Annotated in this window: 25 protein-coding genes and 2 pseudogenes; 13 read left to right on the forward strand and 14 right to left on the reverse strand. The window is 68.4% G+C overall.

What is annotated here, in order from left to right; all coding sequences use genetic code 11:
* Positions 1-105: 105 nt before the first annotated feature.
* A pseudogene (locus ACWGIH_RS33550) lies at positions 106-1,149 on the reverse strand (S66 family peptidase).
* 744 nt (positions 1,150-1,893) lie between these two features.
* Here ACWGIH_RS33550 and ACWGIH_RS33555 point away from each other — a divergent pair.
* Together ACWGIH_RS33555 and ACWGIH_RS33560 are read left to right on the forward strand one after the other, a co-directional pair.
* Positions 1,894-2,448: a hypothetical protein gene (locus ACWGIH_RS33555; protein WP_453448965.1), complete on the forward strand. Its 555-nt coding sequence runs from the start codon at positions 1,894-1,896 to the stop codon at positions 2,446-2,448.
* Between the two features lie 360 nt (positions 2,449-2,808).
* Positions 2,809-3,510, forward strand: coding sequence for a 2-phosphosulfolactate phosphatase (locus tag ACWGIH_RS33560; RefSeq protein ID WP_453448966.1), 702 nt, complete (start codon positions 2,809-2,811; stop codon positions 3,508-3,510).
* A 541-nt stretch (positions 3,511-4,051) separates the two neighbouring features.
* Here ACWGIH_RS33560 and ACWGIH_RS33565 read toward each other — a convergent pair.
* The 3 genes from ACWGIH_RS33565 to ACWGIH_RS33575 all read right to left on the reverse strand — a co-directional run bounded on the left by ACWGIH_RS33565 (position 4,052) and on the right by ACWGIH_RS33575 (position 7,003).
* Positions 4,052-4,195, reverse strand: coding sequence for a hypothetical protein (locus ACWGIH_RS33565; RefSeq protein WP_453448967.1), 144 nt, complete (start codon positions 4,193-4,195; stop codon positions 4,052-4,054).
* A 160-nt stretch (positions 4,196-4,355) separates the two neighbouring features.
* Positions 4,356-6,200, reverse strand: a complete 1,845-nt coding sequence (locus ACWGIH_RS33570; protein ID WP_453448968.1) for an acyl-CoA dehydrogenase family protein — start codon at positions 6,198-6,200, stop codon at positions 4,356-4,358.
* A 308-nt stretch (positions 6,201-6,508) separates the two neighbouring features.
* Positions 6,509-7,003 carry a hypothetical protein gene (locus ACWGIH_RS33575; protein WP_453448969.1) on the reverse strand — a complete coding sequence of 165 codons (495 nt, stop codon included), beginning with the start codon at positions 7,001-7,003 and terminating at the stop codon, positions 6,509-6,511.
* Positions 7,004-7,309: 306 nt separating this feature from the next.
* Here ACWGIH_RS33575 and ACWGIH_RS33580 point away from each other — a divergent pair, with 306 nt between their 5' ends.
* Positions 7,310-7,978, forward strand: a complete 669-nt coding sequence (locus ACWGIH_RS33580) for a response regulator transcription factor (RefSeq protein WP_453448970.1) — start codon at positions 7,310-7,312, stop codon at positions 7,976-7,978.
* Entirely contained in the window at positions 7,971-9,056 is a 1,086-nt protein-coding gene (locus ACWGIH_RS33585; RefSeq protein ID WP_453448971.1) for a sensor histidine kinase, read from the forward strand. Before ACWGIH_RS33580 ends, ACWGIH_RS33585 begins: the two co-directional genes overlap by 8 nt.
* 147 nt (positions 9,057-9,203) lie before the next feature.
* Here the strand turns inward: ACWGIH_RS33585 and ACWGIH_RS33590 are convergent, their stop codons facing one another.
* From ACWGIH_RS33590 to ACWGIH_RS33600, 3 genes are read right to left on the reverse strand one after another with little or no spacing between them, the layout of a single operon-like run.
* Positions 9,204-10,076 carry a haloalkane dehalogenase gene (locus ACWGIH_RS33590; RefSeq protein ID WP_453448972.1) on the reverse strand — a complete coding sequence of 291 codons (873 nt, stop codon included), beginning with the start codon at positions 10,074-10,076 and terminating at the stop codon, positions 9,204-9,206.
* Between the two features lie 33 nt (positions 10,077-10,109).
* Entirely contained in the window at positions 10,110-10,514 is a 405-nt protein-coding gene (locus ACWGIH_RS33595) for a pyridoxamine 5'-phosphate oxidase family protein (protein WP_453448973.1), read from the reverse strand.
* Positions 10,511-11,203: an NAD(P)-dependent oxidoreductase gene (locus tag ACWGIH_RS33600; RefSeq protein WP_453448974.1), complete on the reverse strand. Its 693-nt coding sequence runs from the start codon at positions 11,201-11,203 to the stop codon at positions 10,511-10,513. Before ACWGIH_RS33600 ends, ACWGIH_RS33595 begins: the two co-directional genes overlap by 4 nt.
* A 76-nt stretch (positions 11,204-11,279) precedes the next feature.
* On the opposite strand from ACWGIH_RS33600, the gene ACWGIH_RS33605 reads away from it, so the two are divergent.
* Positions 11,280-11,945, forward strand: coding sequence for a TetR/AcrR family transcriptional regulator (locus tag ACWGIH_RS33605; RefSeq protein ID WP_453448975.1), 666 nt, complete (start codon positions 11,280-11,282; stop codon positions 11,943-11,945).
* Between the two features lie 120 nt (positions 11,946-12,065).
* Here ACWGIH_RS33605 and ACWGIH_RS33610 read toward each other — a convergent pair whose 3' ends face one another.
* Both ACWGIH_RS33610 and ACWGIH_RS33615 read right to left on the reverse strand, forming a co-directional pair.
* Entirely contained in the window at positions 12,066-12,383 is a 318-nt protein-coding gene (locus ACWGIH_RS33610; RefSeq protein WP_453448976.1) for a hypothetical protein, read from the reverse strand.
* A gap of 29 nt (positions 12,384-12,412) precedes the next feature.
* Positions 12,413-13,204 carry an SDR family NAD(P)-dependent oxidoreductase gene (locus ACWGIH_RS33615; RefSeq protein WP_453448977.1) on the reverse strand — a complete coding sequence of 264 codons (792 nt, stop codon included), beginning with the start codon at positions 13,202-13,204 and terminating at the stop codon, positions 12,413-12,415.
* Positions 13,205-13,277: 73 nt separating this feature from the next.
* Here ACWGIH_RS33615 and ACWGIH_RS33620 point away from each other — a divergent pair, with 73 nt between their 5' ends.
* Positions 13,278-13,733 carry a MarR family winged helix-turn-helix transcriptional regulator gene (locus tag ACWGIH_RS33620; RefSeq protein ID WP_453448978.1) on the forward strand — a complete coding sequence of 152 codons (456 nt, stop codon included), beginning with the start codon at positions 13,278-13,280 and terminating at the stop codon, positions 13,731-13,733.
* 191 nt (positions 13,734-13,924) lie between these two features.
* On the opposite strand, the gene ACWGIH_RS33625 is transcribed toward ACWGIH_RS33620, so the two are convergent.
* The 4 genes from ACWGIH_RS33625 to ACWGIH_RS33640 all read right to left on the reverse strand — a co-directional run bounded on the left by ACWGIH_RS33625 (position 13,925) and on the right by ACWGIH_RS33640 (position 16,315).
* A complete protein-coding gene (locus tag ACWGIH_RS33625; RefSeq protein WP_453448979.1) occupies positions 13,925-14,911 on the reverse strand; it encodes an aldo/keto reductase in 987 nt (328 codons plus the stop codon).
* An 83-nt stretch (positions 14,912-14,994) separates the two neighbouring features.
* Positions 14,995-15,144, reverse strand: coding sequence for a hypothetical protein (locus ACWGIH_RS33630; RefSeq protein WP_453448980.1), 150 nt, complete (start codon positions 15,142-15,144; stop codon positions 14,995-14,997).
* Between the two features lie 343 nt (positions 15,145-15,487).
* Entirely contained in the window at positions 15,488-15,901 is a 414-nt protein-coding gene (locus tag ACWGIH_RS33635; protein WP_453448981.1) for a (R)-mandelonitrile lyase, read from the reverse strand.
* A 93-nt stretch (positions 15,902-15,994) separates the two neighbouring features.
* Complete coding sequence (locus tag ACWGIH_RS33640; RefSeq protein ID WP_453448982.1) at positions 15,995-16,315, reverse strand: carboxymuconolactone decarboxylase family protein; 321 nt, start codon at positions 16,313-16,315, stop codon at positions 15,995-15,997.
* A gap of 221 nt (positions 16,316-16,536) precedes the next feature.
* Between ACWGIH_RS33640 and ACWGIH_RS33645 the strand changes: the two genes are divergently transcribed.
* The 6 genes and pseudogenes from ACWGIH_RS33645 (at position 16,537) to ACWGIH_RS33670 (ending at position 23,914) form a co-directional block, all read left to right on the forward strand.
* A complete protein-coding gene (locus ACWGIH_RS33645) occupies positions 16,537-17,415 on the forward strand; it encodes a helix-turn-helix transcriptional regulator (protein WP_453448983.1) in 879 nt (292 codons plus the stop codon).
* Positions 17,416-18,850: 1,435 nt separating this feature from the next.
* Positions 18,851-19,681, forward strand: a pseudogene (locus ACWGIH_RS33650) (solute carrier family 23 protein); the annotation flags it as partial.
* A gap of 115 nt (positions 19,682-19,796) precedes the next feature.
* Positions 19,797-20,051, forward strand: a complete 255-nt coding sequence (locus tag ACWGIH_RS33655; protein ID WP_453448997.1) for a hypothetical protein — start codon at positions 19,797-19,799, stop codon at positions 20,049-20,051.
* Positions 20,051-21,376: an amidohydrolase family protein gene (locus ACWGIH_RS33660; protein WP_453448998.1), complete on the forward strand. Its 1,326-nt coding sequence runs from the start codon at positions 20,051-20,053 to the stop codon at positions 21,374-21,376. The genes ACWGIH_RS33655 and ACWGIH_RS33660 overlap by 1 nt, the downstream gene beginning before the upstream one ends.
* A gap of 211 nt (positions 21,377-21,587) precedes the next feature.
* Complete coding sequence (locus ACWGIH_RS33665; protein ID WP_453448984.1) at positions 21,588-22,574, forward strand: isopenicillin N synthase family dioxygenase; 987 nt, start codon at positions 21,588-21,590, stop codon at positions 22,572-22,574.
* Positions 22,575-22,600: 26 nt separating this feature from the next.
* Entirely contained in the window at positions 22,601-23,914 is a 1,314-nt protein-coding gene (locus ACWGIH_RS33670; protein WP_453448985.1) for a nucleobase:cation symporter-2 family protein, read from the forward strand.
* Between the two features lie 119 nt (positions 23,915-24,033).
* On the opposite strand, the gene ACWGIH_RS33675 is transcribed toward ACWGIH_RS33670, so the two are convergent.
* Positions 24,034-24,456, reverse strand: coding sequence for an RICIN domain-containing protein (locus ACWGIH_RS33675; protein ID WP_453448986.1), 423 nt, complete (start codon positions 24,454-24,456; stop codon positions 24,034-24,036).
* Between the two features lie 1,015 nt (positions 24,457-25,471).
* Between ACWGIH_RS33675 and ACWGIH_RS33680 the strand changes: the two genes are divergently transcribed.
* Positions 25,472-26,212, forward strand: a complete 741-nt coding sequence (locus ACWGIH_RS33680; protein ID WP_453448987.1) for a class I SAM-dependent methyltransferase — start codon at positions 25,472-25,474, stop codon at positions 26,210-26,212.
* Positions 26,213-26,266 lie beyond the last annotated feature (54 nt).

Genomic DNA, 26,266 nt, shown 5'->3' on the forward strand with positions numbered 1-26,266 from the left:
TGGCCGAGCTGGTCGCGCCAGGAGGTAGGGGCCGAGTTGGTCGCCAATCTGTGAGAGCGCCCTCCGGGTCACCGTTACTGCGACGGTGACCCGGACGGCTCAGGCTCAGTATGTGACGGTGATCCGGCGTGCCCTGCCGTCCACCCGGATTCGTCCTCCGACAGGGACCACGAGTTGTGGGTCGGTGTGGCCGAGGTCGACGTCGAACACTGCCATGGTGTCGGGAGCGTACTGCTGGAGAGCCCGTAGGACGGCCTCTCGCTGTTGCCGTCGGAAGAGCGCCTTCTCCTGGGTGTTGAGCGGGTTCTCGAACGACCAGCTCTTGGCCCTGCCCATCAGCAGCGCGGGGAACTATTGCAGCATCCCGCGTTCGCCCATGTTCCGAAGGATCCGGTAGACCTCTTCGGAGCGTGGCATTTCCTCGGAGGTTTCCAGGAACAACACGTTGCCTGCGTAGGCGTCAAGCGGTTGCACTGCGCGGTCGGCCATCAGCAGCCAGGAAATGATCTCCAGGTTGCCGCCCCAGCCGATCCCGTCGACCACCCGGTCGCCGTTGTGCCAGCACCAACCATCGGCGGGTTCCATCTCCGGTTCACACTCGAACGTGCCCGGGTCCTCCCACGGGCAGTTGACGTCCCCATAGGTAGTTGACGGGGTGAGTTCGTACTCACCCGAGGTGAGCAATGCCGCCCGGAGGGAGTCCTCGGTCTTCGGGTGCATCGCGCCGGGCCGTCCGAGCTCGACCATCACTGAGCCGCCGTGGTAACTGACGATCCCCAAGCTCCGTAGGAACAGCAGCAGGTTGGTGTTGTCGCTGTAGCCGAAGAACGGCTTGGGGTTGGTGCGAAGGAGATCGTGGTCGAGGTGCGCAAGGACGGTGATCTGGTCGTCGCCGCCGATGCTGGCGATCACCGCCTTGATGTCGGGATCCGCGAAGGCTGCGTGAATGTCGGCGGCCCGATCCTCAGGTCTGGCACCCATCTTTCGAGTCGTCGGGTACTCGACCGGATGCAAACCAAAGTCTTCCAGGAGCCTGCGCAGGCCCAATTCATGGGGCAGAGGGAAGAGACCTGGAAGGCCGGAGGAGGGAGACAGCACCGCGACCCGGTCTCCGGGGCGAGGCTTGGCGGGATAAAGGGGATCAGCCATCTGGTGATCGTAGGAGGCGGTGGCCTGACGCCCCAGGGAGTATCTGGATCGCGGAGGCTTGGTGAACCAACCCGGAGCATCGACGCCGTCCTCACCTCGGCCGGCTGGGGCTCGCAGACGTTCGGCCTGCTGTTTCTTGTCGGCGATGTGCCGCAGGCTCTCCTGCAGGCCGGCGACCTCTCCTAGCCACTGCATCCGATGAGCCTCTCGCAGGCCTGGCGGGTGTTGGTCTCGATTTCCGCAACCGCGGCTCCTGGGCCCGGTTCAGCTGGGGCACGCGGCACCGGGCACAGGCACTTTCATGCGGGCAAGGGTCCCCACAGGGCCAGTCAGGCGCAGAGCACGCCGCTCCCGGCTGCGTATCAGGTGGTGGTTCAGGCACTGCGGACCGTGCTCGACCTCTGAGAGCTGCTCTTGCCAGGGCTCGGGGTTCTGCGCCGTCTGCTCACAGGTGTCACAGCCCTACCCCTTCCAACGCCCTTTCGCAGACGCACTACAGTTCCTGCTTTCAGGCGCGAGGCGACTGCTTAGCGGAGCCCCGGGCCGGATGCAGCGGGCCGGACACCACCGCACACGCCGCCGCCGGGACGCCAACTAGGGAAAGCAGGGTCCATGACCGTCAGTCTCACCATGTATGACACCCCGCGACCGCGTAGGAGCACGCAAGCCGGCGGGCTCCGGGTGCCGCCTATGTATCCCGTCCACATCGCGGGGCCGGGAGTGCAGCCCCACGTCTTGGCGCACGTGGAACGCGAACTGCCGCCCGGCGGCATCCCCGCCTACCGTAGCGACCGTAAGAAGGGGGCCCGTTCCTTCCTCCTGTGGGACGACGAGCAACGGGCGCAGATGCTGGCCCATCTGGTCACGCAGTCCATCGAGGGGCACCGTGTGACCTACCAGGTGCTTGACGCCTACGGGCAGATCATCGGCACCATTACGCGGCGCAAGGCGTTCAGGGGCGGCGGGTTGCGTGTCCGCTGGACGGTGTCGCAGGCCGGCGGGCCAGACGCCGTGGGCTACAAGGGACGACTCTTTTGGTGGGCCGTTTGTTGGCTGTTGTCTTTTCTGCTTCCTTTCGCCCTCATCGCCGCCGTGCTGGATAACGGCGACCTCCCGCGCGCTCCACGTCGCGTGAGGTGGCGTGCGGACGGCCGGAAGACCATGGAGCACAAACCCTCGTCCAACGCCATACTGCTCCATGATCCAGGCTGCGATCCCCGGCTCGGCGCCGCGCTCGCGGCGCTGCTGGCGTCCTACAGGGGCTGGTATCGGACGGCATGGGACAACCAGAAGAAATAAAAGACCGTCTTCTCCTGGTGATCGGGCATGGTCTCCTCGTCGCTAACCAGACGGTCCCAGTCGAGCGGAATCACGTCCCCAGCGAGAGTTCGCAGTTCGGTGTACCCAGCGGCGAGGTCCACGCAGGTGCTGAGATCGTGGGACTCGGTGACGCCGAGCGCAGCGAGCAGGCGGCGCACTACAACGCCATTGACCGCAGAGGCCGTGCGCGGTGCCCCCGTGGGTGGCGATAGAGCAGACGTGTTGTTGCGGACCACTTTCGCGACGTAGACAGCCGGAGATGCCGCGTTCCGAGACCGTTGATGTGATGCGGACCACTGTCTGGGCGCTTAGGGTCCGGCATCCACGATCATGATCGGCATGGACTCCCGTTTCCTTGGCATCGCTGAGCTGGCCGAAACCCCATCCGTGGCGGTCGTAGTCGACGTCATGCGTGCTTTCACGGTGGCCCCTTGGGCCTTTGCCCGAGGGGCGGAAAAGATCGTTCTTGCTGAGTCGCTGAGCGATGCCCTGGCGCTCAAGGCTCGCCACCCGGATTGGGCGGCGCTCAAAGATGGACCGCCCGCGCCCGGGTTCGACATGGTCAACTCGCCGGGCCTGCTTCGGTCTGCCGACCTTCGTGGACGGACCGTTGTGCAGAAGACCACCGCAGGGACGGTCGGCGCCCTCGCGGTCAAGGAGGCGTCGCTGGTGCTGTGCGCCAGCTTCGTGGTGGCGGAGGCAACGGCTCGGCTCTTGCGGACGCGCAAGAGCGACCGTGTCACGTTCGTGGTCACCGGCGAAGATGGGCAGGCCGATGAGGATCTGGCGTGCGCCCAATACATCGCTCAGAGGGCCAGCGAGGCCGGGGCGGATGCTGCTGGGTTCCTCCGTCGCGCTGCCAAGTCACGCGCCGCCGCCGAACTGGCGGAGGGTGTGCGCCAAGGAGTCCACCCCGATGACGTCGCGCTCTGTCTTGAGCTCGACCGGTTTCCCTTTGCCATGACCGCGACCTTGGAAGACTCCCTCATGGTCCTGCGTCCGTGCGCCGCGCCTTCGCTGAGCGACGAAGCCCCGATCTGACGGCTGGTGAAATCGAACTCGCACCGCGCGACGGCCAGCGCCCTTGCGTTGCACCCAGAAAGAATTCGATACGGCGCACGCCGGGGCAGAGAGCCCCAGCCGCCGCAGGCGGCGAGCGGCGGACTGGTGCCGTTCGGCAGCCCGTGGGGGACGAACACCACCGAACGGCACCCGGCACATGCCCACCACCCACCAGCCCCAGTCACCAAACCCGCCATACGAATACCTCAATCACCCCTACGGCGACAGACACAGCCCCGGAGTTGATCAGGCCTCCTTCCGAGGAGCGTGCGGAGGCGAGCTACATACATGGGCCGTACGCCGGTAGTCATCGGTTTATATGAATTCGGCACAACCGGATGCTCCGGTGCACCGACCGGTAGGCCGCAGCCTCCCGCCGCGTGATGACCACAGGGCCGTGACGGGCCGTCATGCGATCGGACCGGCGAGACCGAGCACACCGCCGACGTCCGCGCCCGAGTTTGGCCCATGGTCCGCGAGCGCAATCAGCAGCCCGCGGCCGGGCACGGCCCCCGCCCTCCTAGGTGTCGCGGGTGAGACGAATGGCGGCCAGGCCGGGGGTGTCCTGGTGCCGACCGCCGCGGTCCGTGATGTCGCCGTACACGTCGAACGTCAGGCCCTGATACTGCGCGCTGAAGGCCCAACGGGCACCAACGACAGCCACCTGCTGCCGACTCCCCAGGGGCGTTTCCTGATCCGGCAGATCCGGCAGATCAGGCGGCCGACACTCCGCCGGATACGAATCGGTCAGAAGGATGCGCCACGACTTCTTTAAGGTTCTTGTTCAGCTTGAGATGGGTGTGGGTCCCTTTTGCGGTGACCGATCAGTCGGTGAGGGCGGCTGGCGCGTCGCACCGGGACTCCGCTGCCGGCGTCAGCATCGGCAGCGACGCCAAGTGCTCCTCCGGGATGTCGAACGCCTCTGTCAGGGTTGCCAAGTGCGGCGCGAGTCGCCCTGTCAGGTTGCGCAGGGTGTCGGGAAGCGAGCGGACGTGATCGGCAGTGAAGACGCCTTCGGCCAAAAGGAGTCCACTGAGCGGGGCCAGCCGGTCGAGCAGGAACAGTGTGCGCAGATCGTCCAGGGCCGTGCGGGTGCCTGGGGCAGTGACCTGGGCGCAGGCCGCGGCGAAGGCGTCGGCGGCCTGACCCACCGTGTAGGTCTCGACCAGGGCGAGAGCCGCCGCCGAGGCATGGTTCCAGCGACCGAGTGCGTCGCCCGTGCCACCGCGCACGTCCCGGCGCGCGGTCAGATGCCAGTGGCGCTCGGCGGCGGCCAGGGCGTGGCGCAGGAAGGTGGGGTTGGTCAGCAACTCCTCGCCCCTGGCCGGCGTCTTGGGCTGCGGGGCGGCTTCCTGGCCAAAGATCATCTCGGCTCCGGCCTTGCACCAGACGGCCAGGTTGTCGCCCTCGGCGGTGATGGCTCCGTCGGCGTTGGCGGTGAAATCCGCGAGGCCGTTCACCGGGAACAGCCCGCGGGCGCCGCAGCGTTCGCGGCTCTCGATGGTGATGGCGCGGGCCTGCCAGGTGATCCAGCCCTTGGCCATCGCCACCAGCCGTTCCGTCTGCGCTCGCTCTTCGACGGCGTGGCTGATCCAGTGTTCGGTGACGGCCCGGTGCAAGAAAGTCATGGCGTATGCGGTGGCGGTACAGGAGAGCAGTCGGGCGTAGTGGCTGCGGTGCGCGGCCAGCGGGACGCGCCGTCCGGCCACGGGGCCCGAGATGTGCCGCAGGTAGGCGTAACGGACCGCGATTGCCAGCGCCGCGCGGCTGCCTCCCAGGGTGCTCGCGCTCATGCACAGTTTGCCGACGGTCACCCGGCGGATCGCGTGCAGGAACCGTTTGCGCGGACTGCCCACGGTACTGATGAACGTGCCATCCGCCGTCAGCCGTCCGTGCTCGCCCTGGATCAGTGCGGTACGTGGCAGACGTACGTGGTCGAAGCTGGTGACGCAGTGGTCCACCGGGCTGCCGATCCGGTCGGGCAGCATGGTCACGGTGATGCCCGGCAGGGTTCCGCGCCGGTCACTCAGCGGGGTGAGAAACAGGAAGACGCCCTCGTCCCGGTCGCCGACAAGGAGTCGGGCCGCGACGACCGCGGTCTTTGGCCCGCCCGCGGCACTGGTGTTGGGCATGTACTTCTGCGCACCCTCGTGCGGGGTGTGCAGCACGAACTCGTCCCGCTCACGGTCGTAGCGGGCGACGGTCTCCAGCGCCGCGGCGTCGTTGCCGTGCGCGTGTTCGGTGCATAGGAAGGTTCCGGTGGTCGCCAGTGCGGCGAACTCGGCCAGGTCACGGGCGGGCGACACCTGGTCATCGAGGAGGCTGCCGAGGAAGAGGTTGTAGTGGATGCCGGCCACGGTGGCCGTGGCCCCGTCCACCACCGACGTCCACTCGTGCAGCGTGGCCAGCGCGCGCGGGTCCTGGACCAGATCCTGCACGCACAGGACCTCTTCGTTCAGGGCGCGCAGCCGGTCGTAGGACTGCTGCCACCGCTCGGGGACATGCAGGTCGGTGCGGTGGCGGAACAGGTCGGTGGAGACCGCCTTGCGCCACGAGGCGTGCAGGTCAGGTCCGGCATCACCGTCTTGGAAAAGGACCTCGGTCAGCGCGTCAATGCGAGGGGCTAGGCGTGGACTGTGCGGGACGTTCACACCGTTGTTGATCAACATGAATGCACCAACGACGCGAGGCGTGTGCAGAAACCAGCACAACGTAAACAGCCGGTTAAAGATCCCCTTCGGCGGCCGCCCGAACGAGTTCAGGCGACCTTCCGATACCGGCTGCCGCGCGCACAGGGGGATCTCGCTCCGTCACCCGGGAGATGCCTCCCCACCTGACCCCGGCCGCCCCTGGTAAAGGAACCGCACCCGCTTGAGACAGTGCAGTTGAGGAAGAAGCTGAGTCACAGCGAGAACGTGGACGCCGCGGTCGCGTCGGATCAACTCGCCTGCTCTGACCGGGACGTCTCAGGCATCCTCTAGCTTTCGACCATGTCGCCGTTGCTCCAGGCGTAGACCTTGTCTCCCTTGACCGCAACCCGTAGTTGGTACTGCCCGGAACAGTCGGGCCGTCCGTCGTCGGCCCCCACGTCTTGTGGCCACCAGCTCGCTACCAGCGTGGGCCCGTCGGCGAAGGCGCCTTCCGAGCAGCCTGCCTCACCGGTCAGCTTCAGCGGGGTGTCGGCGAGCGTGAAGCGCATGAGCTTGGCGTTGCCGGTGGTCTGCGCCTTGATCGTGATGTCCGTCGCGTCCCTGGGCACCCACTTGGGGAGCCGGAAGATGAATTCACCGTCTGCGGACTTTCGGGCCTCGTGCTCGGTGGGGAACGTCTTGACGCGTTCGTGGAGCACATGGTCGTTGAACACGTCCGGGAAATCTTCGTTGTGTTCCTTCAGCACGGGCGTCACGGCCGAGCCGACGGCCCAGAGACCTACTACGCAGGCTGCGCTGATGATCAGAGTCTTTTTCTGCATACCCACCCAGGCCCGGAAAGGGGCCGCTCGCTTCCACGTCGACCGGGCGATCGTATGTCGCCTCACGGAGAGAGACGAAGGCGGGGAGCAGGCGGTTCAGTCCCGCGGTCCAAGAACATCTACGGTCAACGTGCTCGTCGGCCTCGCCGTGTTCTGGGCCCTCAGCCGTCCTCGTCCTCTGCGTCTGCGTCTGCGTCTGCGTCTGCGTCTGCGTCTGCGTCTGCGGCGGCACAGGGGATCGTGCAGTCGGCGCGTATGCGGTTTTTGATACGCGGACGATATGTGCCCGCTCGTAACATCGAGAGTATGCGTGTATTGATCGTCGAGGACGAGCCCTTCATGGCGGAAGCCATCCGCGATGGCCTGCGCCTGGAAGCAATCGCGGCCGACCTCGCGGGCGACGGCGACATCGCCCTGGAAATGCTGAGCGTCAACAGCTACGACATCGCCGTCCTCGACCGCGACATCCCCGGCCCTTCCGGTGACGAGATCGCCAAGCGCATCGTGGCCTCGGGCAGCGGCATGCCGATCCTCATGCTGACCGCGGCCGACCGTCTCGACGACAAGGCATCCGGCTTCGAACTCGGCGCCGACGACTACCTCACGAAACCGTTCGAACTGCGGGAACTCGTTCTCAGGCTCCGGGCGCTCGACCGCAGGCGCGCCCACAACCGGCCTCCTGTCCATGAGATCGCGGGGCTGCGGCTGGATCCGTTCCGACGCGAGGTCTACCGGGACGGCCGCTATGTCGCGCTGACGCGCAAGCAGTTCGCCGTACTCGAGGTCCTCATCGCCGCCGAGGGCGGTGTCGTCAGCGCCGAGGAACTTCTCGAACGCGCGTGGGACGAGAACGCCGACCCGTTCACCAACGCCGTGCGCATCACCGTCTCGGCGCTGCGCAAGCGGCTCGGCGAACCCTCGATCATCGCCACCGTGCCCGGCGTCGGCTATCGCATCGGAGGCGACAGTGGATAGGTCCCCCGGCCTCAGCGCCCGCCTCAAGCTCACCCTCAGCTACGCCGGATTCCTCATGCTCGCCGGTGCCTTGCTGCTCGCCGCCGTGGGCTGGTGGCTCTTGCAAGAGGGATGGTTGCAAACCAACGAAAAGGGGTCATGGAGAGCAAGTCCGGGCACCACCTTCGTGCGCGGCTTCACTCCCATTGCGGCCGCGGTCATGGTCTTCCTCCTGGTGTTCGGCCTCCTTGGAGGATGGGTCCTGGCCGGCCGTATGCTCGCCCCCCTGACCCGTATTGCGGACGCCACCCGCACCGCCGCGGCAGGGTCGCTTTCGCACCGCATCCGGTTGCCCGGTCGGCAGGACGAATTCCGCGAACTGGCCGACGCCTTCGACGCGATGCTCGAACGGCTTGAAGCACACGTGGCCGAGCAGCGGAGATTCGCGGCCAACGCCTCGCACGAACTGCGCACCCCCCTGGCCATCTCGAAGTCACTTCTCGACGTGGCCCGCACCGATCCCTCACACGACACAGGCGAAGTCCTTGACCGCCTCCACGCCGTCAATACCCGAGCGATCGACCTCACGGAAGCACTGCTCTTGCTCAGCCGAGCCGGCCAGCGGTCCTTCACCCCCGAACCGGTCGACCTGTCCCTCATGGCGGAAGAAGCCACCGAAACGCTGCTCTCCCTCGCCGAAAAGAACGGTGTCACCATCGAGACCCGCGGCGACATCACACCCACGAGCGGATCGCCGGCGCTCCTGTTGCAACTGACCATGAACCTTGTACACAACGCGATCGTCCACAATCTGGCCGCACAGGGCATGGTGTGGGTTACTACCAGCGCCCACCCCGGCACCGTGATGCTCACGGTGGAAAACACTGGCGAGAAACTGACTCCGCACCTGGTCTCGACGCTCATTGAGCCATTCCAGAGGGGCACTGAGCGCATCCACGCCGACCAGGCAGGCGTCGGCCTCGGCTTGGCCATCGTCACCACCATCACTCGCGTACACGATGGCACCCTCACCCTCACCCCGCGCGACACCGGCGGCCTGCGCATCACGGTGCAACTGCCCGCGTGTACGCACCCGTAGGCGTGATCCGTCCTCAGTCGCTACGAGGGCGGTGCGGTCGTGCCGACGTACGCCACAATGCGTGGGGACCCCGTGCGGCGGAGCGTACGTCCGTCGGCAACAGCGCAGCCAACCCCAAGGCGATCGGCGTCAGCGGCGTCGAGGATCCTACTGGCGCGCCAGGCCGTGGCGGTCAGCCCAGGCGTTGATCGCGGCGGCCAGCTCTTGTGGGCGGTCCTCTGGGGTGTGGTGGCCGGCGAGGCCGTGGTGGGAGACCTCCAGGGCGGCGATGTTCGCCTTGCACCAGGCCACGGCCTTCTGGTCGGTCATTGCGCCCGGGCCTGGTTCGAACGCCGCCAGCAGCTTGGGGATTTCGGGGCTGGCGGCCAGCCAGGCGTCGTAGTGCTCGATGCGGGCCACGACATCGGCGGGCTCGGCGTCCAGCGGCATCATGCGCGTCCACGCGAGGATCGGGCGGCGGCTGTGCGGGGTCGGGAAGGGGCGGCGGTAGGCCTCCAGGTCGGCAGGGTCGAGCGAAGTGGCGAGCGTGTCCGGGAGCCCCTCGATGAACAGTGACTTCTCCAGGATCATCTCCTCGCCTACCCCGGGCGTGCGCAGGAGAGTGAACAACTCCCGTCCGGCTGCGGGGAATTCGTCGCCGACGAGCGGCTTGATGATCGTCTCGGTGAAAGCGAGGCCGCGGATGCGGTGAGGGAGACGTGCGGCTCGGTCGAAGGCGAGCGCGCCGCCCCAGTCGTGTCCGACTAGGACCGCCTCGGCGAGGCCCAGGGTGTCGAACCAGGCGTCGAGGTAGCGGGCGTGGTCGTCGAAGGAGTAGGCGATGTCGGGCTTGCCGGAGTCGCCCATGCCGATGAGGTCGGGGGCCAGGAGACGGCGGCCGGGTGCGGCCACACCGGGCAGGACCTTGCGCCACAGGTGGGAGGAGGTGGGGTTGCCGTGGAGGAAGACGAACGGCAGCCCGTGGGGGTCGCCGGACTCGCGGTAGTGGAGGGTGCTGTCGAGGACGGGGAGGGTGGGCATGGCGGTGTCACTTCGCTTTCTGTCCGGGGGTCTTCAGAGGTTGAGGCTCAGGACGCGGTCCACGGCGATCTCGATGACGAGCAGGTCCATCGGGGCGGGCGGGGTGGTGCGGTAGCGGGCGGTGTAGCGGTGGATGGCCTCGGCCAGGCGTGCGGGGTCGTTGGTGAGGGCGGCTGGGCCTTCGAGGGTGGCCCAGCGGAAGCCGTCGGCCTGGCAGAGCACGGCCCGGGCCATTGGGCCGGCCGCCAGCACGTTGCGCGCCTTGCGCGTTGTGGCCCGGGTGGTGACCCGGGCCAGGCCGGTGGCCGCGTCGAAGGTGAAGCGGACGGGGGTGACGTGCGGGCTGCCGTTGGGGCGCAGGGTGGTGAGGGTGGCCGTGCAGGGGCGTGTGCAGAACGCCCCTAGGGCGGCGGGGAGTTCGAGGGCCGCCCGGCTCACTTCTTTTTCACGCCCTCGTTCCAGATCAGCTTGGCGATGTTCGGCTTTACGTCCGTGGTGACGACGCCCATGGCCGCACGGACGTAGCGCCGCTCCTCCAGCTCGCGCAGCATGCTCGCGGCGAGGTCGGCACGGGCGGTGAAGACGCCATCAGCGCTGCTCTGGGCGGTGCGGTAGTTGGTGACTGCGGGATGTTCGAACAGGCCGGAGGGCCGCACGAGCGTCCAGTCGAGGTCCGAGTGACGGATCTGCGTCTCCATGCGGCGCATGTCCTCGTGCAGGGTGCGGCCCAGGCGCCGGTTGACCAGGGGGTCAAGGACATGGTTGAAGAAGTGTGCGCCGGTGGGGCGCCAGTTCACGTCGGTGATGCTGGAGCTGACGGCGAGCAGCCGCTTGATGCCGTGGCGGGCCATGGCCCCGGTGATGGCCGTGGCGCCGGCCGAGTAGGGGGTGATGGTCTCCTTGCTGAAGCGGGCGCCGAGCGCGGACAGGACGGCGTCTGTCTTCTCGATCGCGGCGTCGACGGCCGCCGGGTCGGTGGCGTCGGCGACGGCCACGCTCAGGCCGGGGCGTGCGGTCAGGGAGCCGGGGCGGCGGGTCACGGCGATGACTTCATGGCCGGCGGCGAGGGCTTGGTCGGTGAGGTGGCGGCCGGTGGGGCCGTTGGCGCCGAAGACTGCGATACGCATGGTGTCGGGGCATCCCTTCCTATGGTTTTCGGAACGCCCTTGACTGTGCCGATCGTCAAACGCAGGCTCAACGCTGATGAATAACGTCGGCCCTGCCCCCGCCCGTCCCCGAGGCCGCCCGCGCGGCAATCCGCCGACCCGCGAGGCGATCGTCTCGGCGGCCCGTGCGCTGTTCTTGGAGCGTGGCTATCGAGGCGCCACCCTGCGCGCGGTGGCCGAGGCCGCCGGGGTCGACCCGGCGCTGATCGCCTACCACTTCGGCTCGAAGAAGGGCCTGTTCGCGGACGTGATGCAGTTCCAGTGCGCCCATGCGCTGGCGGTGGACGACGTGCTGGGCGGCGATGCGGCCACCCTCCCCGACCGCCTGATCGACGCAGTGACCGGCCTGTGGGAGGACGCCGACTTCCGCCAGCTCACCGCGCAGGGCGATCAGGCCGCCCAAGTGATCCGTGAATACCTGGAACGCGAGCTGCTGGCCCGGCTTGTTGAATTTCTCGGCGGCCGGGACGCGACCGCCCGCGCCACGGCCGTGGTGACGATCCTCGGCGGCCTGATCTACACCCGCTACCTCAACCCGCTGCCCACCCCCGCCGCCCTCACCCCGTCCCAGACCCGCCAGGTCCTCACCCCCGCGCTGCGCGCGGCGCTGACCCCACGGCGTACCACAGCCACCACCACAGCAAGTCGTCCGCTCTCACCGACCCTCGGTCAAGGCACCCTCAGGCCCTCACCAAAGTCATAAGGAGGCTCCCGGCCCGAGAACTGCAAGCGCGCATGCCCGTACCTCTGCGCCTCAGTGGTGGTGCGCTTGGGTTCGCGCAGCAGCTCGGCGGAGGAGATCAGGGAGGGGCATGACACTCCATCACACGCTCGGATGCGCCTTGCCCGAGCGGAGCTCGAACGTAGCGATGTCCTTGCCGAACGTGCACACCAAGAGTTGCCCGGCGGCGGCAACGCCTGTGCAGCCCGCCGGCAGGTCGATCACCGTGCTGCTCAGGGTGAGGAGGTCCCACACCCTGATGGCATGATCGGAGCCGGTGAAGTCGTCGGGATCGAGGTACCAACCGGCATTGATGACAGCGAGTGACGCCGACCGGATCTGGCGGTGGTTGGTTTCTATCCAGGCGCACCCTGGGGGATCCCCCAACGGCCATGCCACGCTGGGGTTGAGCGCGTCCACCCGTCGTACTCACGGGGGCCTGCCCGCTGCTACGCCTGCGGGCCGCGGTAGCGGGTTGCGGGGGTGGGCTGATTGCCGCCGGTGAGCAGAGCGGACTCCGCGGCCAGCAGGGCGTCAAGGGCTGCGTCCTGGTCCTCCAGACCAGGTGTGCACACGGTCTCCCCGAGGCGCAGGCCGGCAAGGCTGGCCGAGGCGACGTCCTGCGGGGTCATCGCCCAGGGGATGTCGCGGCCGGCCCCTTGGTTCCACTCCGTGGCCACGACGCCGGGCAGCAGCAGTTGCGTGCGGATGGGCGCGTCGGCGAGCTCACCTGCGAGGGTTCGGGTGAAGGCGACGGTGGCGGACTTCGCCGCCGCGTAGAGAGTGCGTCGTGGTGCGCGGGGATCGTCGAGGCCACCGCTGAAGGCCAACAGCGAGGCCACCGTGATGATCCCGCCTTCTCCGGCGGCGAGCATTCCGGCAAGCGCGGCGCGGATCAGTTGAACGGGTGCCACGGCGTTGAGGGTGAGCAGGCGGTCGATGTCGGCGGGGTCGACGTCGATGAGCGGGGCGTAACCGCCGGCGCCGGCGTTGCTGACCAACAGGCGCACGTCCCCCGCGGCGAGGCGACCGGCGACAGCAGTGATGCCCTCGTGGGTGCCGAGATCAGCGGGCAGCACCTCCACGGCTGCACCCCGGGCGCGCAGCTCCCCGGCGAAGGCGGCGAGCCGGTCCGCGCGGCGCGCCACCAGGACAAGGTCGTGGTGGTCCGCCAGGAGACGGGCGAATTCGGCGCCGATGCCGGAAGAGGCACCGGTGATGAGAGCGGCATCACGAGTCATGCCTCGAGCATGCCTCAAGCGTTAGCCAGCTGTCAAACGCTTGATAGTCATGAAGTGCCGTACCCTTGTTCTGGTGACACGCGATGACGATGAGCCTGTCGGGCTCGGCGCGCTCGACCGGGTGACCTGGGCTTTGCGCCGCGCGGAGTTGGCGGTTCAGACACTCAAGGAACAGCGACTGCGCCCGCTGGGCATGGCCGCCGCGCACTACACCTTGCTGATGTCGGTGCACAGCGAACCAGGGCTGGCCGGCGCCGAGTTGGCGCGCCGCCTCAACGTGACCCCCCAGGCCGTGGCCTCGCTGGTGGCACGCCTGGAAGGCCGTGGGCAGCTGGAGAGGCGCGAGCATCCGCGACACCGCCACGTGCAGGAACTGCACCTCACCGACGTCGGACGAGAAGCGCTGCGCGCCGCCGACCAGGTGATCGCCGACATAGAGCATCACATCACCGAGGGCCTGGGACCGGACCAGAGCACGCAGCTGCGGATGCTGCTCGACCAAGTGAGCAAGACGGTGCGCGACGCCTGAGCCCGTCGGTCGGCTGGCCGGCCAAGGACGAGCTTGCGCGTCGGGGCCCTGGCACGGCGATCTCGGCGCATCGTATGCCGCCGCCCGCCAGGGCTCCGCCCCACCGCGGCCCCCTACAAACATCGCCTTCATGCAAAGGCGAGCCCGGTCAGCCGCGTCGGTTCGGTAACGACGCGCTGGCGAGTCCCGGTTCAGCGGTCAACGAGGCCCAGGTGCAGGGCGTTGTAGCGGTCGCCGTGAATGCGCAGGCGGGTCGCTACGCCGTCCAGGTCGGCGATCTCATCCGCCGACAAGGCGACCTGGCTCGCCCCGGCGTTCTCCTCCAGGCGCTGAATCCGGCGGGTTCCGGGAATCGGGACGATCCACGGGTGCTGGGCCAAAAGCCAGGCCAGGGCGATCTGTCCGGAGGTGGCGTTCTTGTTCTTGGCGAGGGCGGCGACGTGGTCGATCAGGGTCTGGTTGGCCACCCGGTTGTCCTGGGTGAACCGCGGGATCGAGGTGCGGATATCGTCCTTGGCGAAGGGTGTCATTGCATCGACCGTGCCGGTCAGAAAGCCTTTGCCGAGCGGGCTGAACGGGACGAAGCCGATGCCGAGTTCGGCCAGGGCCGGCAGGACCTCAGGCTCGGGGTCGCGGGTCCACAGGGAGTATTCGCTCTGCACGGCCGTCACCGGGTATACCGCGTGGGCCCGGCGGATCGTGGCGGCAGATGCCTCGGAGAGCCCGAAGTGGCGGACCTTGCCGGCTTGGACCAGTTCCCCCACTGCGCCGGCCACTTCCTCGATGGGCACGTCGGGGTCGACGCGGTGTTGGTAGAACAGGTCGATGGTGTCGCTGCGCAGACGGCTCAGGGAAGCCTCGGCAACACGCCTGATCTGTTCGGGGCGACTGTCGAGTCCGGCAGAAGCACCGTTCTCGATGCGCCAGCCGAACTTCGTCGCCAGAACCACCTGGTCCCGTACGGGCGCGAGGGCCTCACCAACGAGCTCTTCGTTGACGTAGGGACCGTAGACCTCGGCAGTGTCGAAGAAGGTGACACCCGAGTCGACTGCGGAGCGCAGGACCTGGATCATGTCCTGACGGCTGCCGGGATTGGGGCCGTAGCTCTGGGACATGCCCATGCATCCCAGACCGACCGCCGAGACCACGAGGCCCTGACCGAGTGTGCGTGTGTGCATGGAGTGCGTCTCCTTCGCCGTGGATGGGGTGCTGACAGTACGGCCGGCCGAGCGTGTCGGCGTGGCCGGACTGGGTGAGCGTTTCAGTTGGCGGTGTCGATGGTGACCGGAAAGTCACCGGCGGGGGCCGCGAACCGGATGATGCCGGAGGCGATGGCGCCGAGCTTGACCATCCAGGTGGCGGGGAAGGTGCGCAGGGCCCCATCGGCGCGTTGCGCGGTGACGTGCAGCACCTCGTCGCGGCCGCGATCTAGTCAAGGTCTTTGATGCCCCAGGTGCTCGTGTCGACTCCTGTAGGGATGCGGTGGGGCCCAGGATGCAGCCGGGGTGGCTCGGTGAGCAGCCGCCCAGAATGCTTACGAGAAGGTCGCTCGGGTCGAATGCGACTGCCTGCCTCCGGCAAGCCGGACGGGGCAATCGTGGATGCAGAGGGGGCTGCTCGCCGCTCGTGTCCCGGACAGCGGCCAGGCCAGCGATCAGAGGCACAGCAGGGTCTTGATAAACGCTCCGCTGAGCGGGGCGCGCGTCTGCCCGGGCGGACGGCCTGGATGCGGAAGACGGCCGTGTCCGGGGCGGTCACCCGGTGCCTGCGGCCTGGGAGGCGATGTACTGCTCGTCGGTGACCGGCTCCAGCCACCTGGTGCCGTCACCTTCACTGTTGCCGACGACCATGGCGATATGCGCCATGAAGGTCGTCTGGGTGGCGCCGTGCCAGTGCTCCTCGCCGGCAGGGCACTTGACGGTCTGGCCGGCGCTCACGCGCACCACACTGCCGTCGCGGATGCCGACCAGGCCAACGCCGTCGGTGATGTAGAGGACCTGACCGTTGGCGTGCGAGTGCCAGTTCGTACGGGCACCGGGCGTGAAGCGGACCAATGCGGAGGCCAACCGGGCCGCCTTTGAGGGCATCTCGATGGGGTTGAGGTAGACGTCGCCGGTGAACCGCTCGGCCGGGGCCTTGGCGGTGGGAGTGGAGGTGATGTGTTCCATGATCTGCGTTCCTTGGCCGATGAGGGGATTCGACGAGGCTTCTGCGTGGGGATGAGGGCGGGTTTGCTCGGCCCGGTGACGCGTGCGGCGGCCTCAGACCGCGTTCTCGTCGGCGATCTTCTTCAGCTGTTTGATCGCGGTCATCGCGTTGGGCCAGCCCGCGTAGAACGCCAGGTGGGTGATGGCCTCGGAGAGCTCCTCCACGGTCAGCCCGTTCTCCAGGGCCTTGCCCAGGTGGTAGGGCAACTGCTCGCTGCGGTACAGCGCGGCCAGCACGCTCACCGTCACCAGGCTCCGGTCCCGTGGAGAGAGCTCGCTGCGCTCCCACACGTCTCCAAAGAGCACGTCGTCGGTGATCTGGACCAGCTTCGGCGCGATCGGCGCCAGCTCCTTGGGCGCGGACTGCTTCGCCATGTGATGACTCCCTGTAATAGTCGAGTGCCTTCCGGTAGGACCACTGTCTGCGGAAGCTGCCCAACCGGCAGCCCCAGAGGGTGGCGGTCGAGCGGTTCCCCACCGTCGCGCAGTCCCACCGATATCGAGGAAACCGCAGGTCACCGGCGCACGGAAGGTACTGTCGTTACAGGTACTGGCAGGACCCCCCAGATCAGACCTTTCGGCCCTAGCCTGGCGGTATGGACACCGCCCACGACATCCGTGAATTCCTCGCCAGCCGCCGCGCCAAGATCACCCCGCAGCAGGCCGGACTGCCCGCCTTCGGCAGCAACCGCCGCGTGCCGGGACTGCGCCGCGAGGAAGTCGCCCTGCTCGCCGGTGTCAGCATCGACTACTACGTCCGCCTCGAGCGCGGCCACCTCGCCGGCGCCTCCGAGGAGGTCCTCGACGCCGTCTGCAACGCGCTCCAGCTCGACGAGGCCGAACGCGCCCACCTCTTCGACTTGGCCGCCGCCCAGCGCAGCAGGCCCGCCCGCCGCGTCAGGAGGTCACGTACTCCCGTGCCGGCCAGCATCCAGCGGGTCCTGGACTCCATGACCGACAGCCCGGCCTTCGTACGCAACGGGCGTCTGGACATCCTGGCCATCAACCGGCTCGGCCGCGCCCTGTATGCTCCACTGTTCACCGACGCGGCACCGCAGCCGGTCAACATCGCCCGCTTCCAAGTCCTGGACCCTGCCGGGCAGGACTTCTTCCCCGACTGGGACGCGGCCCTCAACACCACGGTCTCGTTGCTGCGCACCGAGGTCGGGCGCGCCCCGCACGACTCCGACCTCACCAACCTGATCGGTGAGCTGGTCACCCGTAGCGACGCCTTCCGCCTCGCCTGGGCCAAGCACAACGTGCGCCTGCACCACACCGGCCGCAAGCCCTTCCGCCATCCCGAGGTCGGTGAACTCACCCTGGACTTCGACGCCATGGCGCTGCCCGCCCAGCCCGGATTGACCCTGACCGCATACAGCGCCGAGCCCAACACCCGCGATCGCGACACCCTGCGGCTGCTTTCGGCCTGGGCCGCCACCGAAGACGCACAGCACACGGAACCCGCCGCCGAGTGACGCCTCCGGTAGCCGCTACCTGGGCACGCCCCGCTCCAGGACCTCCCGGCTGTCCGCCCGGTCCACCTGCTCCCCCACAGCCTGCGGGCCAACTCACTGCCCGGACCCGGCGCGAGCACCGACCATGCCGGATTCCCCTTCCCGTCCGATGACGTGTCGCGTTGCAGGCACCGGGCTGCGTCAGACGGTGAGAAACGTGAGGACGCCACAACAACCGCCAGGCCCCTGCCGGCCCGGCACCGACAACGCACTGTCCCCTGCCCCCTGCCAACAACCGGCACTGAGTGGCTCGGACGCTGGTCAGTCGTGCCATGAGTCAGACCTCAGCCCGAGGCAGCCCATCACCTGGGGTGTGCTCGGCGGTCCTGCGCAGCCAGGATCGCTGCACGCGCGCGACGGGTTCGACGCCGCGAGGAGAGTACGGGCTCATCGCGTCCGCGCAGAGGCCCCAGCGCCAGCTCCCGACCGGCCTGCGCACCGGTGGTAGATACCGACCACCACATCCACACCAACCTGATCACTCACGCCGCAACCCCCGACCACTGCAGGCCACAGCACCATGGGAACCACTGCACGCCGGGCGGGCCCATCCTTCCCATGACGCTCACCCTGCGCGTCGGTGGCTGCGCAGCCACCGTTGCGCAGCAGTGTCGTCGCTCCGTTGACCGCGCTCGGCGACGGGACGGGATGTGCACCCGCCCGCCTCGGCCCGCCCGTCTTCTACGCAGCGCAGCACGGCATCAGGCAGCGCAGGGGTGCGCGCGCAAGGCCCGTCACCCGCACGTGCACCGCTACGCCCCTGCGCACACCAGGCCCCGCGGTGGGCGCGGTGGTTGGGACGGCTGGGACGGCTGGGAAGACGGCAGGTGATAGCAGCTACCACCACCCGGCCGGCCTTGTGACCTCTTCGTCAGACGCATGCCCACATATAGCCGACGGCGGCCAGGCGTTGTTTTCTGACCTCGCGGCTCACCACCTTGCAGCTCAGGCGGCGAACCCCAAGCCCAGCCCCACCCGCCCGGCATCCCGCAAGTCTCCCGCCACGGCCCACCACTCAGAGAACCGCGGGCGTTGAGTGGGATGGGAGCGTACGCGTCGGCTTCTCCTGCATGGACTGCTCGATGAGGCTTGGGCACTGCTCGCCGGGGCGTGTTCTGCACCGGATTTCTGGCGGCAACCAGTGGGAAACACTCCGTCCCTACGGTCTCCTCTACACCGGTCATGGCTGCAACGGCCGATGTGCGCAAAGGCGCTCACCGGCCTCGGCGCTAACCAGCCGTCTTCCGCCGAGCTTTCAGGAGGAACGATGGCTGTACCCACGCATGCCGTCGCACCCGAGCCGGGCCCGCACCCCGTCGATGTCCGGCCGCCGATGCGCCAGCTGGTGCCGCTGAGCCTGCAGCATCTGCTCGTCGCCTACGCGGGCATGGCGACGATGCCGTTGTTGGTGGGCACCGCACTGGATCTGCCCGAGGACCGGATACGACTGCTCATCAGCGCCAATCTGTTGGTGAGCGGGCTGGCCACTCTGTTGCAGTCGCTCGGCGTGAAGCGCGTCGGGGCCCGGCTGCCGATCGTGATGGGGTCGACGTTCACCGCGATCACGCCCGCCGTGCTGATCGGCAAGGAGCACGGCCTCGCCGCCGTGTTCGGGGCGACGATCGTGTCAGGTCTGGTGACCGTGGCCGTCGCACCGTGGTTCGGACGATGGCTGCATCTCTTTCCGCCGCTGGTGACCGGAACCGTCATCGCTGTGATCGGTTTCTCGCTGGTGCCATCAGCGGCCGGGCTCATCAGCGGGGGCCACGGTGCCGGGGGCGGGCGCGGGCTTGCCCTCGCCGCGGCGACCGTCCTGGTCGTGGTGGTGGTGGAGCGTCTCGCGCCACCCGCTCTGGCCCGGTTCTCGGTGCTCGTCGCGATGGCCGCGGGGACCGTGCTCGCCCTGCCGCTCGGTCTGTTCGACGGTTCGGGCATGACAGACGCGCACGCGGTGACGGCGCCGGACCCGACCGCTTTCGGAGCACCCACGTTCGTTGTTCCGGCGATCGCGGCGATGCTCGTCGTACAGCTCGTGAACATGGTCGAGTCCGTCGGCGACACGCTCGCCGTCGGGCAGATCGTCGAGCGCGGGGACGACGCCCCCACCGTCGTGCGGGCGCTGCGCGCGGACGGTGTGGCGACCGCCGCGTCGGGAGCTCTCGCCTCCTTCCCCATCGTGACGTTCGGGCAGTCGGTGGGTCTGGTCAGCGTGACGCGGGTACGCAGTCGTCATGTCGTGGCGCTGTCCGGCCTGTTGATGGTGGTGCTCGCGTTCGTTCCCGTGTTCGGGGCGTGCCGTCGCCGCCGTGCCGGGACCGGTCCTCGGCGGAGTCTCGCTCGTCATGTTCTCCATGGTCGGCGCCGTCGGTCTGCGCATCCTGGCCCGTGCCGACCTCACCGACTCCCGCAATCTGCTGACCGCGGCGCTCGCCTTCGGTCTCGGGATGATTCCGGTCGGCGCCCCGGACTTCTACGCGCCGCTCCCCTCCTACGCACGCACGGTCCTGGACAGCGGCATCGCGGTCGCCGGCATCGTCGCCTTCGCCCTCAACCTGCTGTTCCACCACGCGCCCCGCCTCCGGAAGGACCACGCCTGATGACGACGCCCGACATCGACACGATCTCCGACGTCACCGTCTTTCGTGCGAACAGCTGGCACGCCGGGACGGACGTCCACCTGGCCGACGGCCGGATCAGCGCCGTCGTACCAGCTGGCCAACTCCCCCGTGGGCCGCGGGTTCTGGACGGTTCCGGCGGCCATCTCACCCCCGGCTTGGTGAACACGCACACGCACCTCTTCCAGGCAGGCCTGCGCGGCATCGGCGAGGGCCTGCCGCTGCTCGCGTGGCTCAGTGCGGTCGGCGAGGAAGCCACGCTGCTCACTCCCGAGCGGGCCTACGCGACCGCGGCAGCCGCGGCAGCGGAGGCGCTGCGGAGCGGCACCACCACGCTCGTCGAGCACATGTGGCCGCATCCGTCTCCAGAGGTGCATGCCGCGGTGCTGCGTGCGCTGCGCGACAGTGGCGTGCGCGCGGTGTTGTGCCGGGGCGTGGCCGACCGCGCGGACGGCGGCCGCAAGTGGGGCTTCGACCCGCGTCTGATGCAGCCCCTGAAGGACGCGCTCGCGCACACCGACGAGCTGATCGCGGCGGCGCGCGGCAGCAGGGTCGAGGTCGGTGTCGCCGTACCCAATCCGCGATGCCTGACCCCCGCGGGGATGGCGGCCGTGCGCGCCTACGCCGATGAGCGCGGGCTACCCGTCTCGCTCCACCTCCTGGAGACGACGACGGACGACATCATGTGCCGCGCACACACGGGGGTCGGCGCCGTGGAGTATCTGGAGCGGGCCGATTTCCTGTGGGAGCGGCTGCTCGCCGTGTACTGTGTGGAGCTCGACGCGGCGGGACGCGCGACGCTCGCCCGGCACGGGGTAGGTATCTCGTACAACCCGCTCAGCAACATGCGCCTCGGCAGCGGAATCGCGCCGGTGCCGGACATGCTGGCCGCCGGGTTGCGGGTCGGGCTCGGCGTCGACGGCGCGGCCAGCAACGACACCCAGGACATACTGGAGGCGCTGCGCATCGGCGCGTACCTGCAGCGGGCAGCGAACCGCAAGGCCGATCTGCTCGGGTTCGCCGAGATGTTCGCGCTGGCCGCGAACGGCGCGAACCAGGTTCTCGGCCTGCAGGAGCGCCCGGACGGCATCCAGGTGGGCATGCAGGCCGACCTCGTCCTGCACCGCTTCGAGAAGGACTACGCCTGCCTTCCCGTACGCGATCCGGGGGCCACGCTGCTGACGTGCGCAAGCAACCGGACCGTAGCCGTGGTCATGGTCGGTGGCGAGGTCCTGATACGGGATGGGGAGCATGTGCGTTTGCCGTCGCGGGAGTTGGCGGCCGGGCTCGGATTTACTGCCGCGTAACACCGTGATCGCCGGTGGTAACACGCCCCGGGCAGGCTGAACGCATCGCGTGCGGGACCCGGGTCGCTGGGTCCCGCGCCAGCCCACGGCGCCGGGCCTGAGGGGTCCGCCGCGACCGTGCCCGCAGGCCTGTGAGTGTCCGCGGTGGGGAGCGCAGGGGCGGTGACTGCGCCCCAAAAACCCACGATCGCTTCGAGGAGCGAAAGCCGCGATGACTGAAATGACGTACGGCCTGGCCGAGTTGGCCAAGGAGACGCGCATGGGCGGGGCCGGCACCGAGACCTCCACCCGGGAGATCCGCCGGATCGACCTCAGCGACTTCGACGCCCGCAAGGCCGAGATCGCCGAGGAGCTGTGGGCAGCCGCCACCGACATCGGCTTCTTCCAGCTCGTGCACCACGGCATCGAACAGGGCGTCGTGAACGAGGCGTTCGCCGACGCAGGGCGGTTCTTCGCCCTGCCACAGGAGACCAAGGCGCGCCACGCCCTGAAGAAGGGGCTCAACTCAGGCTGGGAGTCCATGACCCAGGTCCGTCCGTCGATCGGGACGCCCGACCAGAAGGAGTCCTACCAGCTGACCCGGCCGCACATGGACGGGCTGTGGCCGGACGACGCCTTGCCCGGTTTCCGGGACCGCATGCTCGCGTTCGAGGCGCACTGCCGGGAGCTGGCGATGCGTGTCCTTTCCTGCTTCGCCGACAAACTGGGGCTGCCCGACGGGTTCTTCGCGCGCGCCCATGACCCGGCCAGTGAGCAGTACCAGTCGACGCTGCGGATGCTGCACTACTTCGCCGTACCCGAGGACGTCGAGATCCCGGCGAACGTCTGGCGGGCGGGCGCACACACCGACTTCGACTGTCTGACGCTGCTGTTCCAGCGCGACGGGCAGGGCGGGCTGCAAGTGTGCCCCGGCAAGGAGGCCGAGGCGCAGGAGTGGACGCCGGTGGAGCCGGCCGACACCGTGATCACCTGCAACATCGGGGACATGCTCATGCGGTGGAGCGACGACCGGCTGCCGTCGAACTTCCACCGGGCCAAGTCGCCGGGCCCCGGTGACGACCGGTCGGCCCGCCACAGCATCGCGTTCTTCGCGCAGGCCGACCGTGATGTGGTGATCGAGGGGCCCACCGGCCGCTATCCGCCGATCACGGCCGCGGACTACATCCAGCAGCGCATAGCCGCCAACTTCGCACGCTAGAGAGGGTGGTTGAGGTGACGATGCCCATGAAGAGTCCCGGTTTCGGACGGCTCGCGGTGCTCGGTCTGCAGCACGTGATCGTGATGTACACGGGGTGTGTGACGGTGCCGCTGGTGTTCGGTGCGGCAGCCGGCCTCGACGCCGCGACGATCGCCGTGCTCATCAACGCCGATCTGCTCGTGGCGGGCATCGTCACGATCATCCAGGGAGCCGGGGTCGGCCGGATCCTGGGTGTGCGGATGCCGGTGATGGCGGGCGCGGCGTTCACCGCGGTGACCCCCATGATCCTGATCGCCGGGGAGTACGGCCTGCAAGCGGTGTACGGGTCGATGCTGGCAGCAGGCGTCTTCGGCCTGCTGGTCGCTTACCCGTTCGCGAAAGCGGTGCGCTTCTTCCCGCCGCTGGTGAGCGGCGTGGTGATCACGGTAGTGGGGCTGGCGCTGATCGGGGTCGGGGTCAACCTGGTCGTCGGCAGCGACCCGAAGGCCCCCGACTACGCCGCGCCCTCGCGGCTCGCCCTCGCCGCCTTCGTCGTGATCGTGATTCTCCTCGTCGCCCGCTTCGGCCGTGGCTTCCTCGCCCAAACCGGCGTCCTTCTGGGCGTGTTGGCCGGTACGGCGGTCGCGGTGCCGTTCGGTCTGGTCGACGTCTCGGCCGCGCGGACCGCGGACTGGGTCGGGGTCAGTGCTCCTTTCCACTTCGGGGCACCACAGTTCCCCGCGGTCGCGGTCCTCTCGATGTGCGTGGTGATGCTGGTGCTGTTCGCCGAGTCGACGGCGGACCTCCTCGCGGTCGCGGAACTGACCGGCAGGAAGCTGACGACCGCGGACATGGCACGTGGACTGGCGGCGGACGGCCTCTCCGGTGTCCTCGGCGGTGTCATGAACGCCTTCCTGGACACCGTGTTCGCGCAGAACGTCGGCCTGGTGACCATGACTAAGGTCCGCAGCCGGCACGTCGCGACCGTCGCGGGCTGCATGCTGCTGGTACTCGGCCTGATCCCCAAACTGGGCGCGCTGGTCGCCGGATTGCCGCAGCCGGTGGTCGGCGCGGCAGGCCTGGTGATGTTCGCGACGGTCGCCACCGTCGGCATCGGCACACTCCGTACCGTGGACTTCGACGGCACGCACAATCTGTTGATCGTGGCCGTCTCGATCGGTGCCGGAATGGCCCCCGAGGTAGCCCCAGATCTGTACAGCAAACTCCCCGAGGGGGTGGGCATCGTGCTGGGCTCGCCGGTCACGAGTGCAACGTTGGTGGCCTTCGGGTTGAATCTGGCGTTCAACGGAACGGGACCAAAGCGCGTTCGGGAGTCTGATCCAGTCGACGTACCCGCCTGACGAACGTATCGGCCGTCACCGGGCGGTCAGCCCTCTCCGTCCAGCAAGCATGCGGCGCGCTCACGCCTCCCGGTTGGGGGGGGTGAGCGCGCCCCTGCCTCAAGGGCCGGTCAAGCCGGTCAGGCCTGGACGAAGTGCCAGAACTGCATCGGGCTGCCGTGGAACGGCTCGTTGAACAGCTGGCTGCCCGGGCGAGACTCGGGCAGCGAGACCACTCCGTCCGCGAACGGGAACGCGATGCGGTACTGGCCATCGCCCACCGGCTCGATCGACCAGCGCACCGGGATCGGCTCGGCCGCGATCCTGGGCGGGAAGATCCTGATGATGCTCAGCCCCAGGAAGGCCTCGCCGCTCACCGAGCTCTTGATGATGAACTCGTTGACGCCGTTGGTGGTGGTGACCTTCCACTTCTGGTTGGGCTCCTTGGTCAGCGGGAGCCCAACGATCGGGGTGTTGTGCTCAGGGCTGCCGTTGAACAGATCGATGTAGAGGTCCGTCTCGGGGTTCTTGATCAAGTACTCGCCGTCGGGCAGAACTGCCATGGAATTCTCCTGGTGAGGGCGGGTATGCGGGGGTCCGTTCTGATCGAGCACCTTCACCCTAAATGCCTTGCAGCTGCCCCGTAACAGGCACTTACGGTCATCCATTCCTTATGCAACCTGGCCGGTAAACAAGGGAAATAGATGCTTAATCACGCCACAATTACGGTAAAGGAGGCCGAATCGCCGGTCCTTGACCGACCGCGCGGCAGGCCACCCGTCAAGACCACGCCCGGCCCCGTGACCCAGCCCTCGGCCACCGGCAGCCGGTCACCTACCGGCCGGAACACGCCCGGCAAGTGAGTGGTTGCCGGTGCGGAGCGACAGAAGCCCATCCCGCGGCCTCGGGGTGGCGGGCTGTTCACGGCCCGCGGGCAGACGAAGAAGCAGACCAGGACAGTAGCCCCCCCTTTGGCCCCAAGAGCGTGAGACGGCGGCACACGAGGGCGGCAGGCTGCGGCCGCGCTCCATCAGCCGACGGGCTTCGTTCAACCGCGCCGAGGCGTGGTCGAGATAGACACGGGCGTGAACGAACCCCACGCAGTGCGACATGCCCGCTGTCCGACACCCAGAGCAAGATGAGGAAAGCGTTCCAGCACACCGACTTCGAGGCCCCGCAATCCGGCACCGGGCGGCGCCAAGCCCCAAGTGCCGTAACCCGAAAGGATCCTGGTGGATGCTGGCCGGGCGCACCAATCCAGACCTCAGCGCCACCACCACCCCCACCATGGGTGCCGGCGCATACCCGCAACACCGGCACCCACGGGCGGGCAGCACCGACCGTGGAGGGGAGCTCATCGCGGGCGGTACGCCCTACCCTCCACCCTCCTGCACCCAGGGACATCGAAGGGGTGAACGCCTGCGCATCTTCCCTACGCCACACGGCTGGATACGCCTCTGCACGACTAGCTACTCGTCCGGCCGGACCGTGGGGCCTCGGCAGGGCCGGACCGAGGCAAGGGCATCCAGTGCCCTAATCGTGTTGACCACCCCCGGCAGGCAGTGCTGGAGTCGGCACGTGGACAGCATCCCCGCCAACCGGCGGCTCTGGAACCAGATCAGCAGCGCCTACCAGCACAAGCACGACCCGCAAATCGGCGCCACCCCCCGGCTGTGGGGCATGTACTCCATCCCCGACGCGCACCTGCACGCCCTGGGCGACGTCACCGGCAAGCGCGTCCTCGAACTCGGCTGCGGTGCCGGCCAGTGGTCCAGGGCGCTCGCCGCCGAAGGCGCCACCGTGATCGGGCTCGACCTGTCCGAAGCCCAACTCGCCGCAGCGGCCAGCGCGATGGGAGCAGCCCGCTACCCGCTCGTGCAAGGCGCCGCCGAACAACTCCCCTTCGCCGCCGCCAGCTTCGACCTGGTGTTCTGCGACTTCGGCGGGCTCAGCTGGGCACCCCCGCAGCTGGCCGTCCCGCAGGCCGCACGCGTCTTGGTCGAAGGCGGCCGCCTGGTGTTCAACGTCGCCAGCCCATGGTTCGAAGCCTGCTACGACGAAGCCGCCAGCCGCGTGACCACGACACTGCAGCAGGACTACTTCGGGCTGAACACCATCGCCGAAGACGACGGCGCGATCAGCTATCAGCTCACCTACGGCGGTTGGGTCAAGATCTTGCGCGGCGCGGGCCTCATCATCGACGACCTCATCGAGCCGCGGCCCGAACCCGGAACACTCAACGGCTACAACGAAACCGACCCACCCGACTGGGCACACCGCTGGCCGGCGGAACTGCTCTGGGTAACCCACAAACCGTGAGCTCCGCCGCGCCTAGACGTGAAGGCTCCCCTTCGCCGGATGGGCGTGAGCGGG

This window comes from Streptomyces sp. NPDC054872 (genome assembly GCF_053610705.1).

Bases quoted from the DNA above. Each gene is read 5' to 3' on its own strand.
- ACWGIH_RS33560 (WP_453448966.1), top strand. From the start codon at position 2,809: ATGGACTCCCGTTTCCTTGGCATCGCTGAGCTGGCCGAAACCCCATCC.
- ACWGIH_RS33570 (WP_453448968.1), bottom strand. From the start codon at position 6,200: ATGTTGATCAACAACGGTGTGAACGTCCCGCACAGTCCACGCCTAGCC.
- ACWGIH_RS33575 (WP_453448969.1), bottom strand. From the start codon at position 7,003: ATGCAGAAAAAGACTCTGATCATCAGCGCAGCCTGCGTAGTAGGTCTC.
- ACWGIH_RS33580 (WP_453448970.1), top strand. From the start codon at position 7,310: ATGCGTGTATTGATCGTCGAGGACGAGCCCTTCATGGCGGAAGCCATC.
- ACWGIH_RS33590 (WP_453448972.1), bottom strand. From the start codon at position 10,076: ATGCCCACCCTCCCCGTCCTCGACAGCACCCTCCACTACCGCGAGTCC.
- ACWGIH_RS33600 (WP_453448974.1), bottom strand. From the start codon at position 11,203: ATGCGTATCGCAGTCTTCGGCGCCAACGGCCCCACCGGCCGCCACCTC.
- ACWGIH_RS33605 (WP_453448975.1), top strand. From the start codon at position 11,280: ATGAATAACGTCGGCCCTGCCCCCGCCCGTCCCCGAGGCCGCCCGCGC.
- ACWGIH_RS33615 (WP_453448977.1), bottom strand. From the start codon at position 13,204: ATGACTCGTGATGCCGCTCTCATCACCGGTGCCTCTTCCGGCATCGGC.
- ACWGIH_RS33625 (WP_453448979.1), bottom strand. From the start codon at position 14,911: ATGCACACACGCACACTCGGTCAGGGCCTCGTGGTCTCGGCGGTCGGT.
- ACWGIH_RS33635 (WP_453448981.1), bottom strand. From the start codon at position 15,901: ATGGAACACATCACCTCCACTCCCACCGCCAAGGCCCCGGCCGAGCGG.
- ACWGIH_RS33640 (WP_453448982.1), bottom strand. From the start codon at position 16,315: ATGGCGAAGCAGTCCGCGCCCAAGGAGCTGGCGCCGATCGCGCCGAAG.
- ACWGIH_RS33645 (WP_453448983.1), top strand. From the start codon at position 16,537: ATGGACACCGCCCACGACATCCGTGAATTCCTCGCCAGCCGCCGCGCC.
- ACWGIH_RS33655 (WP_453448997.1), top strand. From the start codon at position 19,797: ATGTTCTCCATGGTCGGCGCCGTCGGTCTGCGCATCCTGGCCCGTGCC.
- ACWGIH_RS33660 (WP_453448998.1), top strand. From the start codon at position 20,051: ATGACGACGCCCGACATCGACACGATCTCCGACGTCACCGTCTTTCGT.
- ACWGIH_RS33665 (WP_453448984.1), top strand. From the start codon at position 21,588: ATGACTGAAATGACGTACGGCCTGGCCGAGTTGGCCAAGGAGACGCGC.
- ACWGIH_RS33670 (WP_453448985.1), top strand. From the start codon at position 22,601: ATGAAGAGTCCCGGTTTCGGACGGCTCGCGGTGCTCGGTCTGCAGCAC.
- ACWGIH_RS33675 (WP_453448986.1), bottom strand. From the start codon at position 24,456: ATGGCAGTTCTGCCCGACGGCGAGTACTTGATCAAGAACCCCGAGACG.